Raw genomic sequence first — 13,687 nt, forward strand, 5'->3', positions numbered from 1 at the left:
GGCGTCCGGGGTCCAGGGGGCGGAGCCCCATGGTTCGGGAAGGGGTGGGTAGGGGACAGCCCGCCGCAGGCGCGCAGGCGGTGCGCGCTCGCCGGTGCCAGGGCCGCCTCAGGAAGCGGTCCGCGTGCCGCGCTTGCCTGTCTGCTTCTTCGCGGTGGTCTTCTTGGCCGCGGCCTTCTTCGTGCCCGTCTGCTTCTTCCCGGCGGCCTTCCCCGCAGGCTCCTCCGCCGACTTGGCGGCCTTGGCCGCCTTCGTCTCGCTCCTCTTCGCCGCCGTCTTCTTCTCGCCCGCGGGCGCCTTCTTCGCCGACGCGGCCTTCTTCGCGGGGGCCTTCTTACGGCCGCGCAGCTCATGGACCGTCGCCTCCGCCCCCTCCTCCTCTTCCCCGGCCTCGCCCTCCGCGCCCTCCCCGGCCTCCCCACCCTCCCCACCCTCCTCCCCCCGGGCCTCCTTGGCGCTGCGGACGCTCTCCTTCAGCGCCGCCATCAGGTCGACCACCTGCGCGCCCGCGGGCCGCTCACCGGGCTCGGCGACGGGCGTGGCGCCGGACACCTTCGCCGCCACCAGCTCCTCCAGCGCCTCGTGGTACTCGTCGCGCAGATCGTTCAGATCGACCTCGCCGAGCGTCTCCATCAGCGTGTCGGCGAGGTCCAGTTCGGCCGGCTTGACGGTCACCTTCTCCTTGGGGGCCACCCCCGCGGGCTCGCGCACCTCGTCCGGCCAGAGCAGCCGGTGCAGCGCGATGGTGTCGCCCACGACGCGGAGCATCCCCAGCCGCTCGCGGCCACGGTGGGCGTATTTGGCGATGGCGACCTTCTCGCTGCGCTTGAGCGCCTCGCGCAGCAGGGTGTACGGCTTGGCCCCGGCGGCACCGGTGGTGCCCAGGTAGTAGGCGTCGCCCATCTGCAGGGGGTCGATCTCGGCGGCGGAGATGAACGCCTCGATCTCCAGGGTGTGGGTGGTGGGCAGCGGAAGGGCCGCGAGGTCGTCGTCGGTGATCGGGACCAGCGCGCCGTCCGCGTCCTCGTACGCCCGCCCGATCTCGCTCGACTCGACCGGACTGTCCTCGAGCTCGCAGACCTTGCGGTAGCGGATGCGGCCGCCGTCGCGGGTGTGGATCTGCCGGAACGAGATCGAGTGGTCCTCGGTGGCCGGATAGATCTTGATCGGAATGCTCACCAGACCGAAGGAAATGTTCCCATTCCAGATAGATCGCATGCTTGATCCCTTTCGTGAGATTCTTATCGTATGTCCCCGATCGCGGAGGTGGAGGGGCGGCGGATCACGCTCAGGAACCTCGACAAGGTCATCCATCCGGCCACCGGCACCACAAAGGGCGAGCTGCTGCACTACCTGGCGTCGGCCGCGGACGCGCTCCTCGGCCATCTGCACGGACGGCCGCTGGCGTTCCTCCGTTACCCGGACGGCCCCGACGGCCAGAAGTTCTTCACCAAGAACCCGCCTCCGGGCACGCCTTCCTGGGTGACGACGGCCGAGGTCACCCGCCATAAGGGGGAGACCGCGGAGCAGGTGCTGATCCAGGACCTGCCCTCGCTGATGTGGGCGGCCAACCTCGTGGTGGAGCTCCACGCCCCGATGTGGCGGATCGACCAGGGCATGGGCATCGCCGACCGGCTCGTCTTCGACCTCGACCCCGGGCCGCCCGCCACGATCGTGGACTGCCGCGTCGTCGCCGTATGGCTGCGCGAGCGGCTGGCCGGCGACGGCCTCACGGCGTACGCGAAGACCAGTGGCTCCAAGGGGCTGCATCTGCTGGTGCCGGTGGAGCCGACCCCCTCCCGTCAGGTCACCGCCTACGCCAGACGGCTGGCCCTGGAGGCCGCGAACGCCATGCCGGACCTGGTCATCCGCAAGATGACCCGCGCGCTGCGGCCGGGGAAGGTGTACGTGGACTTCAGCCAGAACGCGGCCGCGAAGACCACCGCCGCCCCCTACACCCCCCGCGCCGTCCCCGAACCGGCCGTTTCCACGCCCGTCACCTGGGAGGAGGTCGAGGAGTGCCGGGCCCCGGCGGCGCTGACCTTCCTGATCGACGACATCCCCGCGCGGCTCGAACGCCACGGGGATCTGCTCGCCCCGCTGCTGGACCCCGGGCAGGCGCGCCCGCTGCCGACGGGCGCGGGAGGTGCCCGTGAAAGTGACGGAGACGAGGACGCCGACGACGAAGACGCGGTCGACCGATGACGTCGTCCCCTGAGCCGCCCCTTCAGCCGCCGGTCGAGGTGGCGCTGGCCCGCGTCGTCCCCACCCTGCCGACCGCCCCGCCCGGACGGCGGCTGGCGTACGAGCCCAAGTTCGACGGCCATCGGCTGCTGATCTTCCGGCTGGCGGACACCGTAAGGATGCAGGCCCGCTCCGGCCGCATCATCACCCGCGCCTTCCCCGACCTGGAGGCCGCCGCGCTGCCGCTGCCGCCCGGCACGGTCCTCGACGGCGAGGTGGTGGTGTGGTCGGGCAACCGTACGGACTTCGCCGCCGTCCAGAAGCGCGCCTTCGCCGCCTCCGAGTCCCGGGCGGGGAGGCTCGCCCGGGAACTGCCCGCCTCCTACGCCGCCTTCGACCTGCTCGCGATCGGCGAGGAGGATCTGCGGCCGCTTCCGTACGAACAGCGCCGGGCCCGGCTGATGGCGCTCCTCGAACCGCTCGGCCCACCGCTGCAGGCCGTGCCGATGACGACCGATCCGCAGCTCGCGGCCACCTGGTACGAGTCGCTTCTGGAGATCGGTATCGAGGGTCTGGTCGTCAAGGAACTGGACCAGCCCTACCGGCCGGGCCGCCACTGGCGGAAGGTGCGCCATTCGGAGACGCGTGACGCCGTCGTCGTGGGCGTCGTCGGCCCCCGCCTGCGCCCGCGCGCCCTGGCGCTGGTGCTCCCCGGCGACGACGTGCCCGTGATCTCCGCCCCGCTCGCCACGGCCGTCCGGGCCCAGCTCAGCACGGCCCTGCGCGATCTGCCCGACCCCCAGCCCCCGCCCGCCGAACTCCCCACCGCCCTGGACCGGGTCGGCGCGGAGATCGCCTACCGCCCGATCACCCCGGACCTGACGGTCGAGGTCCGCCAGGAAGGCACGGTCCGCCACGCGGCGACGAGGGTCATGCGCCTCCGCATCCCCGACTGACCTCGCGCGCGGCGCGCCCCGGCTCCGGATCCGGCGGCCCGGTGACCACCGCCGTCACCCGGCTGCCCGGGGCCAGTTCGCCCCGCTCCACCAGCCCGTACACACCCCACAGCATCTTCGCCACATACCGCCGCTCCACCCGCACCCCCTGCCGCTCCTCGAACCGGGCCGCCAACGCCTCCAACTCCACCGGAACGCGCCCGTACCCGCCCCCGTGATAGCCGTGCTCGATCCGCCAGTTGCCGAACGTCCGCCCCCACCCGCGCCGGTGCAACTCGGCCACCTCGCCCTCCAGATAGCCGTCCGCCCCCTTCAGAACGGCGAACCCCACCGCCCGCGCACCGGCCGGGAGCGCGGCCGTGATACCGGCGAGGGTGCCGCCCGTGCCGACGGCGCAGCACACCACATCGGGGGAGCCCAGGTCGGGCAGCTCCGCCACGAGCTCCGCCGCCCCGCCCGCCGCCAGGACGTTCGTACCGCCCTCCGGAAGGACGTAGGCGCGCCCCCACCGCTCCTCCAGCACCCGCAGCGTGCCCGGGTCGTCCTCGCTCAGGCCGCGCAGCGTCTCGCGGTAGGCGGAGCGGGTGACGAAGGCCAGCTCCATGCCGTGCTCCTCGGCCCGCGCCAGCGACCAGTTGCGCGGTGCGTCGGCCAGTTCGTCGCCCCGGATGACCCCGACCGTCGACAGCCCGTACGCGGCGCCCGCTGCCGCCACCGCGCGGATGTGGTTGGAGTACGCCCCGCCGAAGGTGAGCAGCCGGGTGTGGTCCTGCTCGACGGCCGCGCGCAGATTCGGGGTGAGCTTGCGCCACTTGTTGCCCGGAGGGTACAGGTCCGCTGGTGCGTGTGCCCCGGTGGCGCCGGAAAGCCACTGGTGGATGAGGTCATCCCGCTTGAGTCGCAGCTCCACGCCCCGGCGGGCAAGCCACTCGTCCTGTACGTCCTGCAACGGGGACGGCGGCCAGGGCTGGTACAGGGTGGCGAGGTCTATCGGGCGTCTCACCTGTCCATTCTGACCGCTGGCCCTCGTTTACTGAGCCGTGCCGCCTGTGGGCCGTACGGACGCCGGGCCCGAGCCGGTCACACAGCGTAAGCACTGGCAAGGTGGCCATGTCGAGGTGAGGAGGGGAGCCAGAGGGTCACTGCTGATGACCACCACCTCGGCGCTCCAGGTCTGGCCACTGTCATGGGACACCCGCAGGCTCATGAGCCGCTGTCCCTTTTCTGCCTTGTCCATCACGATCTGCCTCTTCTGTCGCTTTGGGTCGTGATGGTCTCGCCATTGCCCAGGACGCCGCGACGACAGAAAAGGCGCTACTCGGGTGTCCCTCAAAGGGTGTCATTTCGGTGTCATTCATGGGTGTTCAGGGCTAGCGTGGACGTCATGACGACCGAGGTACACGCACCGAATGACGCGCTGCGGGCCGTGCGGATCGGCCTGCGGATGAGCCAGGACGACTTGGCAAAGGCGCTCCGCCGGGCAGGTGTCGAATTAGGCGAGCCGAACGAGGCCAGCAAGCGGCTGGTCCAACGCTGGGAATCCGGTATCAGCAGATCGCCGAGGCCGGTCTACATCCGCGCGCTGGAGAGGGTCACAGGGGTGCCGATCGAGTCGTTGGGATTCGCCCCGCAGGTGCCCATGGCGAGAGTCCATGGTGATGGAACAGGAGGGCATGACATGACACCGAGCGCGGAGGGTGTGGCTCCCGCCTCCGCCGACACCCGGGCGGGCCAGCAGACGGCGGCGGATAACTACAGTGGCGTCTGGCTTTCCCGGTACGAGTACTACTCGTCAGGGCGCGAGGACGTCTTCGAGGGCAGGCACTACGTGGTGCTCGTACAGCACGGCAATCGTCTGACGGGACGGTCTCTCAACGGAGCGTCCTCGAACCCGGACTCCCCGCTCTCCCTGGACCTCACCGTTGACCGGAGCGTGGTCACGGGCACCTGGACCGAGCAGACGGCCACCGGCGGCTACTACCAGGGGGCGTGCTACCACGGCGCGCTTCAGATGCTTGTGGAGCCGACCAGTCGCCGCATGGCTGGCAAGTGGGTCGGCTTCGGCAAGGACTTTGACGTCAACACTGGCCCATGGGAGCTGCGCCTCATGGACACCTCGGTCTCCAAGGCCACCCTGGAGCGGTACAGCGTCCCGCCGGAGTGACCGGTCCGCTCAGGGGGCTCGATGGGTCGGCCGTGATCGGTAGGCAGAGGGCTGGGCCAATGTCGGGTCCCAGCTGATGCTTGACGTTCTGGTCCCAGGTGTTGCTTGACGGTGGGCCTAGACAACGTAGGGAGCCCCGTGGGGCTTGTTCGCTTTCACGTTACGGACCGGGACGTCGGTCGTCCGCTGGATCACCCGGACCTGGTCGTCCAGCTCGACGCTGATCGTGGAGTCAGAGACGTGGACGGTCACGGTCTGCCCTGCGTAGGGCCGACCAAGGGAGACGACCTGGCGACAGACCATGACGGTGCCCACCGCGCTGACCCGCCGCTGCACACGCACAGGCTCGACGCCCGGCCTCGGCGGCGGTCCGGCCGGACGCAGGCCCCGCAGCCTGCGGACTTCCTCACGGGGCAGCGGGTTGGGCCGCACCCGCAACAGCTCCCGCGAGGACGGATCGAAGAACGACAGCGTCTCCTCGTCAATCCGGATACCCACCTGGCGGCCGCCAAGGATCTCCGCCGCCAGCACCTGGTGCCCGCCCAGACCCACCAGGCCACTGTTGTTCACCACCCGGTCCACCTCGAACGCCACCCCGTCACCGACCGGAAGCGGGGCCGGCCCGCCCGGACGCCCGCCCCGGGCCGCCAACCGTCCCAGATCCGCCACCGACAGGTGCGAACGCACACTCTTGATCCGTGCTCCCGCGATCAGCAGATGGATCACCGAGGTGTCGGCCCAGAAGGTCACCGTCAGTCCTGAGCGGGCCGGTCCGAGCCAGAACTGCTTGCCCGCGACCTGCAGATTCCCACTCGCAGGCACCACCCGCTCGAACTCCACCGGCCCACCGGGCTCCACCGGCACCACTGCCGGGACCACTGCCGGGACCACCTCAGGCGGACCGGCATGAACAGCCGACGCTTCGGTTGGGACCGGATCCGCAGGAGGTATCCGCTGCTGCGGCACCAGCGCAAGCACTCCGGGGATCTTCAGACCCAGGACGTCCCGCTCCTGCTCGGAAACCGAGGCGAACAGGTCTCCCGGAGACTGCATGTCCAGCGCCTGATGCGGCCGCACGCAGTTGTATTCCTCCACCCACGCATCCAGTGCCGCCTGAGCCGCCTCGATGCTCTCGAACGCCCCGCAGTCATCCAGGAGTTCGCGCCGCAGCGTCTGATGGAACCGCTCAACCTTGCCCGTCGTGGTCGGCGAGGCCGGCTGGGTGAGACGGTGCGCGATCCCGTTCTCCCGGCAGATCCGGTCGAACAGCACCTCACCGCCCTGCCCGAACCGGTCGGTGAACTGCTTGCCGTTGTCCGTCAGCACCTCCTCCGGCACCCCGAACACCCGCAGAGCGCCCACAAACGCCGCACAGACCGCCCGCCCGGTCGCCCGCTCGACCACCTTGGCGATCACGCAGTACCGGGAGTGATCGTCCACACCCGTCACGATCTTCGCCTCGGTCAGCTCACCGGTGACCGGGTTGACGAGCATCACGCCGCCGACGATGTCCATCTGCCACAACTGCATCGCACGGTCCCGCTGCCAACGCTTGTAATCCGACCGCTTCCGGCGCCGGACTCCAGGTTCCACCAGCCCATGACGGACCAGGATCCGATAGACGGTCATTCGTGACGGCACCGGGCTCACTGCCCCGGACCGCTCCAGCACATGAGCGATCCGCCGCGGACCCCACCTCGGGTGCTTGCGCCGCAGCTCACACACCGCCGCCTCCACCTCCGCAGAGGCCTGATGCGGACACGACACCGGCCTACGGGAACGGTCCGCCAACCCGGCCAGCCCCGAAGCCTCATACCTCGACTTCCAGCCGCTGACCGTCTGCCGGGACACCCCAAGCGACGCGGCGACCTCGGTCACCGTCGCACCCGCCAGCACGGCCAGGACAGCCCGGTATCTCTGCTCGACAACCGACAACTCCACCAGCGCCAATCCCGGCCTCCTGCCACGCGCCGCAACGACGCGCACAGAAAAGCCGATCACGGCCACTGTCAACCATCAGCTGGGACCGAACTGTCAAGCATCTACCGGGACCGGACAGAGGGCTGGGCCAAGGCGCGTCTAAAGTCTCTTTACTTACTCAAGGGCGCGCCTGCGGCGCGCCGGGCGGCCAGGGCGCCCCGGCCGGGCTGCGGCCTGGCGGCCGGTCTTCCCTGCGCCCCTCGGCCGCCGTCGCGACAGGGCGTCGTGGCGGGGGCCGACGGCATCCGAGGCTTTACAGGTCATCTCATTTGGTTTGTTCGATAGTCTGCCGGTGTGGGGATCGTGGAGCGGCTGGTGCCGGATGAGCTGTGGGAGTTGTTCCAGCGGGTGGTGCCGGAGGCGCCGACCCGTCCGCAAGGCGGTGGCCGGCGTCGGCATGGTGACCGGGAAGTGCTGGCCGCGATCGTGTTCGTCGCGACGTCTGGTTGTACGTGGCAGCAGTTGCCGTCCGCTTCGTTCGGGCCATCGGGAGCCACAGCCCACCGGCGGTTCACGGAGTGGTCGAAGGCCCGGGTGTGGGCCAAGCTCCACCGCCTGGTCCTTGACGAACTCGGTTCCCGCGGCGAGCTGGACTGGTCCCGCTGCGCGATCGACTCGGCGAACATGCGGGCCCTGAGAAGGGGGAGCTGACAGGCCCGAATTTTGTGGACCGGGCAAGTACGGCTCGAAGATCCACTTGATCACCGAGCGGACGGGTCTGCCCCTGTCCGTTGGCGTCTCGGGTGCCAACGTCCATGACAGCCAGGCCTTGATCCCGTTGGTGCAGGGCATACCGCCGATCCGCTCCCGGCGCGGCCGACGACGGCGCAGGCCCGGCAAGCTCCACGGCGACAAGGGCTACGACTACAACCACCTGCGGCGATGGTTACGCGACCGACGCATCACGCCCCGGATCGCCCGCAAGTGGACGGACTCCAGCCAGCGGCTGGGCCGGCACCGCTGGACCATCGAACGCACCATGGCCTGGCTCGCCGGATGCCGACGCCTCCACCGACGCTACGAGCGCAAAGCCAGCCACTTCCTGGCCTTCACCAGCATCGCCTGCACCCTCATCTGCTACCGCCGGCTCGCCAAATGAGATGACCTGTTAGACAGCCACCACGGGGCGAGCCTCCAAGACCAGGGGCCGATCGGGCCATTGCGGGCAGGCGAGGAGCCAGCCCGATTCGCGGGCCAGCGTAAGGCCCCCTGGTCTCTCGCCCCGTGGCAGCTCCCGTCCAAAGCCTCTACGGCCGTTCGGCATGCCCACAGCGCGCCTTTCAGGCACCGTGCCTACGCGGCCAGCCTTGCCGTGTCGGGTAAGAAGTAGAAGATGCCGTCGAGGCGCGCCCTGTCCACTTCCAGCGGTTGTGGTTTCTCGCCCACCCAGTGGAAGGATGACTGGGCTCGCGGCTTACCGCGCCTCCCGGTGGCCAAGGACTCGGACGTGCGAGACCGCAGACCCGCCAGAATGCGTGCCCGCTCGTCTGCCGTGACCACGCCCTCACCGATGCGGAGTGGCTTGCTGTCCGGGCCGATGAACGGCTCGCCGGTGGCCCGCCAGCGCTCCCGTCCGGCGCGGTCGGTGTAGCGCTCGTGGACCGGCATGAGCCCAGCCCTTGCCTTGGTTCTGCGCGTGCGGGTGGATGTGTTGAACGACTCCGAGCGAGCTTGCTCCGCCAGCCAGGCGAACAACCCGCGATGCTGCGGAACGCTGCTGTCAAGTCCATCAACATGCGCTACCAGACGTGCGCCCGCCGCCTCGAATTGGTCGAGCACCTGACCGACTTGCCCCATGCCCCGGCGGCTCAGCCGGTCCAGTTTCCACACCAGGAGGTGACGTACTTCACCAGCGAGCACGGCCGCTATCGCGGAGTCGAATTCCTCTCGTACGACGCCCGCCTTGAACGCGGACAGCTCTTCTTTCCAGACCTCGCGGACGGTCAGGCCCTCCCGCTTCAGCCGCAGCTCCACGCCCCGCTCGGCGAGCCATGGGTCGGCCACGTCCCACACGGGGGACGGCAGCCGGGGCCGTATCGGGCCGGAGGTGTCCATCGGGCGTCTCACCCGTCCATTCTCGCCGCCGGGTCACGGAGGGCCGACGCGTCGGAAAAGGTTGACGCGTCGGGAATCTCCGACGTAACGTGCGGTCGTGCCCACAGACGTCTTCAGCGCGCTCGCCAACCCCGTGCGCCGCAAGCTGCTCGACTGCCTCCGGGACGGCCCCCGCGCCGTCAACGACCTCGCGGGCGAGTTCGAGCTGAGCAGACCGGCGATCTCGGAACATCTCCAGGTGCTCCGGCAGGCCCGGCTCGTACGGGAGGAGCCGCGGGGGCGGCAGCGGTACTACCACCTGGAGCCGGATCCGCTCGCCGAGGTGCAGCAGTGGCTGCATCCCTTCGAGCACTACTGGCGCGCCCGGCTCCGCACGCTGCGCGACGTCCTCGACGAGGAGAACCCATGACCGAGCCCGATGCCATCCACTGCGACCAGTTCCTGCCCCACCCCCCGGCCACCGTGTGGAAGGCCCTCACCGATCCGCGGCTGCACGCGCGGTGGTGGGCCGCGGGCGATGTGCGGGCGGAGGTCGGCCACCGGTTCACGCTGGACATGGGGCAGTGGGGGGAGCAGCCCTGTGAGGTGATCGAGGTCGAGCCGGAGCGGCTGCTGAGCTACCGCTTCGCCCGGACCACCATCGACACCACCATCACCTGGCGCCTCGAACCGGAGGGCAACGGCACCCGGCTCTTCCTCGAGCACGCCGGATTCGACCTCGACACCCCGATGGGCAGGTCGGCGATCGAGGGGATGGGCCGCGGCTGGCCCTCGCTCCTCCGGCACCTCGCGACGGTCCTCGGCGAAGGCGAAGCGGCGGGCTGACCAGTGGGGCGCGAGCGTTACGAGAAGCGCGCTATCGCCGTCATCGTGGGTCGCAGGTTCCGCACCGCGGGCAGCCACCGCATCAAGGGCGCCACCGCTCCGTAGTAGAAGCCGCGCCCGCGCGGCGGCGGCACCTCGCGTACGTCCGTGATCGCCGGATGCGCCGTCCGCACCTTCGGCAGCTCGCCCGCGTCCATGCCCCACGGCATGGGTGGTGGGTGATAGCCCTGCGCCGTGCGCATCTCGCCGCGCATCGTCCGGGCGCTGAACCAGCGCGGCACCGCGTCGAAGACCAGCGCCCCGCCCCGGAACCGCTCGGCGCAACCCGCTATCACGTCCTTCACCTCGGTCGGCCGCAGATACATCAGCAGCCCCTGCGCGGTGATCAGTACCCCGCGCGCCGGATCGACCTCGTCCCGCCAGGACAGATCGAGCGCCGAGCGGGCGAGGGTGCGCCGCCGCTCCTCGTCCGGCAGCAGCGCCCGCCGCACCTCGGCGGTCTCCGGCAGCTCCACGCACAGCCAGCGCGCCCGCCCGTTGTCCACCCGCCAGAACTGCGTCTCGAGACCCTCGGCGAGCGTGACGACCGTGCCGTCCGGATGCTCGTCGAGGAAGGCCCGTACGGCGGTGTCGAAGGTGCGGACCCGCAGCGCGTGGCCCTGGGCCAGCAGCGGGGTGGGCGCGCCGAAGGTCTCCTCGAAGGGGTAGTCGATGCGGTCGACCAGCTCCACGGCCTTGGGGTCCTCCAGCACGGTCCGGGCCCGGCGGGCCTCGGCGGCCCGCATATAGAGGTTCCACAGCAAGGTCTCGGGCACCTCGCTCAGCTCGACGCGCCGACCACCCTTGCCGTTCCCGCTCCCGTTGCCGTTCACGTTCCCGTTGCCGTCGGGTCCGGCGTCCGGTCCGGTGTCCGCTCCGGCGTCCGCCATGGCGTCGTCACTCCTCGCACACGCGTCCCTCGGCGTTTCCGCCACCGCCTCCACCGCCATTCAACCTCACCCGGTCCTCATCCGGAACGGCGAACGCCCCGGCCCCCGGACGATGCCGGGGCCGGGGCGTTCAGGAGGGACGGCGGTCGTTCAACCCGCCTCGGCCGGAACCGGGCCGATGGCCCGGCCCGCCCACCCGGGGGCCTGCTCCAGCAGGTCCGTCAGCCGCTCCCGTATCTCATCGGGGAAGGGAGCCGAGTGGCTCTCGTTCTGGTCGATGTGCAGCGCGAGCAGCTCGGTGGTGGCCACGGGGGCGCCGACCGGTTCGCCCACATGCATCTCGTGGGTGAACCGCACCTTCTTCTCGTCCACGCCGATGACGCGCGTACGGATGGTGAGTTCGGCGCCCTCCTCGACCTCGCTCAGATACCGGATGTGCGACTCCACGGTGTAGAGGGAGCAGCCGGTCTTGGCGCGGTAGGCGGAGTCCAGGCCGGTCTCCACCATCATCTCGTCGGTGCTGTGGCCGAAGACGAGGACGTAGAACGCCTCGCTCATATGGCCGTTGTAGTCGATCCACTCGGGACGTACGGTCTGCCGGTAGTCGGGGAGCGTGGTGCTCACTTCTCGTCTCCCATGGTGCTGGGGGTATGTGCGATGGCATCCGTCCCCTCGGCGCGCTGCCGCGGCAGTCGGCCAGTCGCCCGCAGGACGTCGATGACGCCCTGGTCCCGCTCCGCGACGAGCTGCGCGATGGTACGGCTGCCCGCCGCCTCGTCACAGCCGTCGACCATGGCCGCACGCAGCGTGTCGTCCAGCTCAGGCGCCTCGAGACGGGTCCACGGAGACTTCAACGAGGGTCCGAAGTGGTCGAGCATATGTCCCATGCCTCCTTCGCCGCCCGCCAGGGCGAACGTGAGGCAGGGCCCCATGAACGCCCACCGCAGTCCGGGCCCCTCGGTGATCGAGTCGTCGATCTCCTTCACCGTGGCCTCACCGCTTGCGACCATGTGCAGCGCCTCCCGCCACAGCGCCTCCTGGAGCCGGTTGGCGATGAAGCCGGGCAGCTCGCGCTCCATGGTGATCACGGACTTGCCGGCCACCTTGTAGAAGCGCGAGGCCCACTCGACCGCCGCGGCGTCGGTCTTCTCCCCGCCGACGACCTCTACCAGCGGTATGAGATACGGCGGGTTGAAGGGGTGGCCGACGACGAGGCGGCCGGGGTCGGCGGCCCCGGTCTGCATATCGGTCATCGGATAGCCGGAGGTGGAGGACGCGATGACGACCCCGGGCGGGGCCGCCGCGTCCAGCTGGGCCAGCAGCGACCGCTTGAGCTCCAGCTTCTCGGGGGCGCTCTCCTGGACGAACTGCGCGTCGGCCACCGCCTCCTCGACGGTCGCGGTGACGGTCAGCCGGTCGGGGGAGGCGCCGTCGGCCAGGCCGATCTGGGTCAGGGCGGGCCAGGCGGCGTCCACGAGACGGCGCAGCTTCTCCTCGGCGTCGGGGGCCGGGTCCCAGGCGGTGACGTCGTAGCCGCGCGCCAGGAAGTGGGCGACCCAGCCGCCGCCGATGACTCCGGCGCCGACGCAGGCGACGCGGCGTACCTCTTCGGGGGCGCAGGGGGATGAGGGCATGGTGGTCCTAAGGGTGTGAGGGGAGGGAGAAGAGCGAGACGAGGGGAGCTGGTGGGGGGATTACGCGCGGGGCTTGAGGCCGAGCCGCTGCCGGGCCTCGTCCGGCGTGGCGACGTTCGCGCCCAGCAGTTCGGTGATCTGGACCGCGCGCTCGACGAGCTGGCCGTTGGTGGCCTTGACGCCCCGGCTGAGGTAGAGGTTGTCCTCCAGCCCGACCCGTACGTTGCCGCCGAGCAGGATGGACTGCGCCACCCACGGCATCTGCATGCGGCCCAGCGCGAAGCTGGCCCACTGGGCGCCCTCGGGCAGCATGTTGACCATGGCCTGGAGCACGCCCGGCTCGGCCGGGGCGCCCCACGGGACGCCCATGCAGAGCTGGAAGACGGTCGGGTCGTCCAGCAGCCCCTCGGCCAGGAGCTGCTTGGCGAACCACAGCTGCCCGGTGTCGAAGATCTCCAGCTCGGGGCGGACGCCCAGCTCCTGGATGCGCTTGGCGCCGGTGCGCAGCATGTCGGGGGTGGAGACGTAGAGGTTGCTGCCGTCGCCGAAGTTGAGCGAGCCGCAGTCCAGGGTGCAGATGTCGGGGAGCAGATCCTCGACGTGGGGGAGCCGGTCCAGGCCGCTGACCAGGTCGGTGCCGGGGAGGTGGGTGAGCGGGTGCTCCGGGTCGATGACCAGGTCGCCGCCCATGCCCGCGGTGAGGTTGATGACGACGTCGGTGCCGGTCTCCTTGACCCGCTCCACGACCTCGCGATAGAGCCGCGGATCGCGGGCGGGGGCGCCGGTCTCGGGGTCGCGTACGTGGATATGAACCACGGCCGCCCCGGCCTCCGCGGCCTCGACGGCGGAGCGGGCTATCTGCTCGGGGGTGACGGGGACATGGGGGCTGCGGCCCACAGTGTCACCGGCGCCGGTCAGGGCACAGGTGATGATGACGCTGTCGTTCATGGGCATGGGCTT

The 13,687-nt window shown here is 70.4% G+C and carries 13 protein-coding genes and 1 pseudogene; 6 read left to right on the top strand and 8 right to left on the bottom strand.

Features of this window, described 5'->3' with window-relative positions; genetic code table 11:
- Nucleotides 1-108: 108 nt before the first annotated feature.
- A complete protein-coding gene (ku, locus tag BLV72_RS20730) occupies nt 109-1,218 on the bottom strand; it encodes a non-homologous end joining protein Ku (RefSeq protein WP_093464018.1) in 1,110 nt (369 codons plus the stop codon).
- 30 nt (nt 1,219-1,248) lie between these two features.
- On the opposite strand from ku, the gene ligD reads away from it, so the two are divergent.
- Together ligD and BLV72_RS20740 are read left to right on the top strand one after the other, a co-directional pair.
- Nucleotides 1,249-2,205: a non-homologous end-joining DNA ligase gene (gene ligD / locus BLV72_RS20735; protein ID WP_093464020.1), complete on the top strand. Its 957-nt coding sequence runs from the start codon at nt 1,249-1,251 to the stop codon at nt 2,203-2,205.
- Nucleotides 2,202-3,140, top strand: coding sequence for an ATP-dependent DNA ligase (locus tag BLV72_RS20740; RefSeq protein WP_208905677.1), 939 nt, complete (start codon nt 2,202-2,204; stop codon nt 3,138-3,140). The genes ligD and BLV72_RS20740 overlap by 4 nt, the downstream gene beginning before the upstream one ends.
- On the opposite strand, the gene BLV72_RS20745 is transcribed toward BLV72_RS20740, so the two are convergent.
- Nucleotides 3,115-4,143 carry a 1-aminocyclopropane-1-carboxylate deaminase/D-cysteine desulfhydrase gene (locus BLV72_RS20745; RefSeq protein WP_167746384.1) on the bottom strand — a complete coding sequence of 343 codons (1,029 nt, stop codon included), beginning with the start codon at nt 4,141-4,143 and terminating at the stop codon, nt 3,115-3,117. The genes BLV72_RS20740 and BLV72_RS20745 overlap by 26 nt on opposite strands.
- A gap of 381 nt (nt 4,144-4,524) precedes the next feature.
- Between BLV72_RS20745 and BLV72_RS20755 the strand changes: the two genes are divergently transcribed.
- Complete coding sequence (locus BLV72_RS20755) at nt 4,525-5,304, top strand: helix-turn-helix transcriptional regulator (protein ID WP_093470455.1); 780 nt, start codon at nt 4,525-4,527, stop codon at nt 5,302-5,304.
- 117 nt (nt 5,305-5,421) lie between these two features.
- Here the strand turns inward: BLV72_RS20755 and BLV72_RS20760 are convergent, their stop codons facing one another.
- Nucleotides 5,422-7,239, bottom strand: a complete 1,818-nt coding sequence (locus BLV72_RS20760) for an IS481 family transposase (protein WP_425288529.1) — start codon at nt 7,237-7,239, stop codon at nt 5,422-5,424.
- Nucleotides 7,240-7,584: 345 nt separating this feature from the next.
- On the opposite strand from BLV72_RS20760, the pseudogene BLV72_RS20765 reads away from it, so the two are divergent.
- Nucleotides 7,585-8,383: pseudogene (locus BLV72_RS20765) on the top strand (IS5 family transposase).
- A gap of 194 nt (nt 8,384-8,577) precedes the next feature.
- Here BLV72_RS20765 and BLV72_RS48805 read toward each other — a convergent pair.
- The gene (locus BLV72_RS48805) at nt 8,578-9,339 is read right to left on the bottom strand and encodes a recombinase family protein (RefSeq protein WP_093464023.1); all 762 of its coding nucleotides are present in this window, start codon (nt 9,337-9,339) and stop codon (nt 8,578-8,580) included.
- Between the two features lie 97 nt (nt 9,340-9,436).
- Between BLV72_RS48805 and BLV72_RS20775 the strand changes: the two genes are divergently transcribed.
- On the top strand, nt 9,437-9,748 hold the full coding sequence (locus BLV72_RS20775; protein ID WP_093464024.1) for an ArsR/SmtB family transcription factor: 312 nt from the start codon (nt 9,437-9,439) through the stop codon (nt 9,746-9,748).
- A complete protein-coding gene (locus BLV72_RS20780; RefSeq protein ID WP_093464026.1) occupies nt 9,745-10,164 on the top strand; it encodes an SRPBCC family protein in 420 nt (139 codons plus the stop codon). Before BLV72_RS20775 ends, BLV72_RS20780 begins: the two co-directional genes overlap by 4 nt.
- Before the next feature lie 17 nt (nt 10,165-10,181).
- On the opposite strand, the gene BLV72_RS20785 is transcribed toward BLV72_RS20780, so the two are convergent.
- From BLV72_RS20785 to BLV72_RS20800, 4 genes are all read right to left on the bottom strand, one after another.
- Nucleotides 10,182-11,093 (bottom strand): class I SAM-dependent methyltransferase, encoded by a 912-nt coding sequence (locus BLV72_RS20785; protein WP_244320884.1) that lies wholly within the window; start codon nt 11,091-11,093, stop codon nt 10,182-10,184.
- Nucleotides 11,094-11,243: 150 nt separating this feature from the next.
- Nucleotides 11,244-11,717: a thioesterase family protein gene (locus tag BLV72_RS20790; protein WP_093464027.1), complete on the bottom strand. Its 474-nt coding sequence runs from the start codon at nt 11,715-11,717 to the stop codon at nt 11,244-11,246.
- Entirely contained in the window at nt 11,714-12,727 is a 1,014-nt protein-coding gene (locus BLV72_RS20795; RefSeq protein ID WP_093464029.1) for a 3-hydroxyacyl-CoA dehydrogenase NAD-binding domain-containing protein, read from the bottom strand. The genes BLV72_RS20790 and BLV72_RS20795 overlap by 4 nt, the downstream gene beginning before the upstream one ends.
- 60 nt (nt 12,728-12,787) lie before the next feature.
- Nucleotides 12,788-13,681: a beta-keto acid cleavage family enzyme gene (locus BLV72_RS20800; RefSeq protein ID WP_093464031.1), complete on the bottom strand. Its 894-nt coding sequence runs from the start codon at nt 13,679-13,681 to the stop codon at nt 12,788-12,790.
- Between the last annotated feature and the right edge of the window lie 6 nt (nt 13,682-13,687).

This window comes from Streptomyces melanosporofaciens, from assembly GCF_900105695.1.
Taxonomy (GTDB): domain Bacteria; phylum Actinomycetota; class Actinomycetes; order Streptomycetales; family Streptomycetaceae; genus Streptomyces; species Streptomyces antimycoticus.

What these genes read in the sequence shown, in the direction of transcription:
- BLV72_RS20800 (WP_093464031.1), bottom strand. Translation starts at nt 13,681, where the DNA reads ATGCCCATGAACGACAGCGTCATCATCACCTGTGCCCTGACCGGCGCC.
- BLV72_RS20755 (WP_093470455.1), top strand. Translation starts at nt 4,525, where the DNA reads ATGACGACCGAGGTACACGCACCGAATGACGCGCTGCGGGCCGTGCGG.
- BLV72_RS20780 (WP_093464026.1), top strand. Translation starts at nt 9,745, where the DNA reads ATGACCGAGCCCGATGCCATCCACTGCGACCAGTTCCTGCCCCACCCC.
- BLV72_RS48805 (WP_093464023.1), bottom strand. Translation starts at nt 9,339, where the DNA reads ATGGACACCTCCGGCCCGATACGGCCCCGGCTGCCGTCCCCCGTGTGG.
- ku (WP_093464018.1), bottom strand. Translation starts at nt 1,218, where the DNA reads ATGCGATCTATCTGGAATGGGAACATTTCCTTCGGTCTGGTGAGCATT.
- BLV72_RS20795 (WP_093464029.1), bottom strand. Translation starts at nt 12,727, where the DNA reads ATGCCCTCATCCCCCTGCGCCCCCGAAGAGGTACGCCGCGTCGCCTGC.
- ligD (WP_093464020.1), top strand. Translation starts at nt 1,249, where the DNA reads ATGTCCCCGATCGCGGAGGTGGAGGGGCGGCGGATCACGCTCAGGAAC.
- BLV72_RS20740 (WP_208905677.1), top strand. Translation starts at nt 2,202, where the DNA reads ATGACGTCGTCCCCTGAGCCGCCCCTTCAGCCGCCGGTCGAGGTGGCG.
- BLV72_RS20785 (WP_244320884.1), bottom strand. Translation starts at nt 11,093, where the DNA reads ATGGCGGACGCCGGAGCGGACACCGGACCGGACGCCGGACCCGACGGC.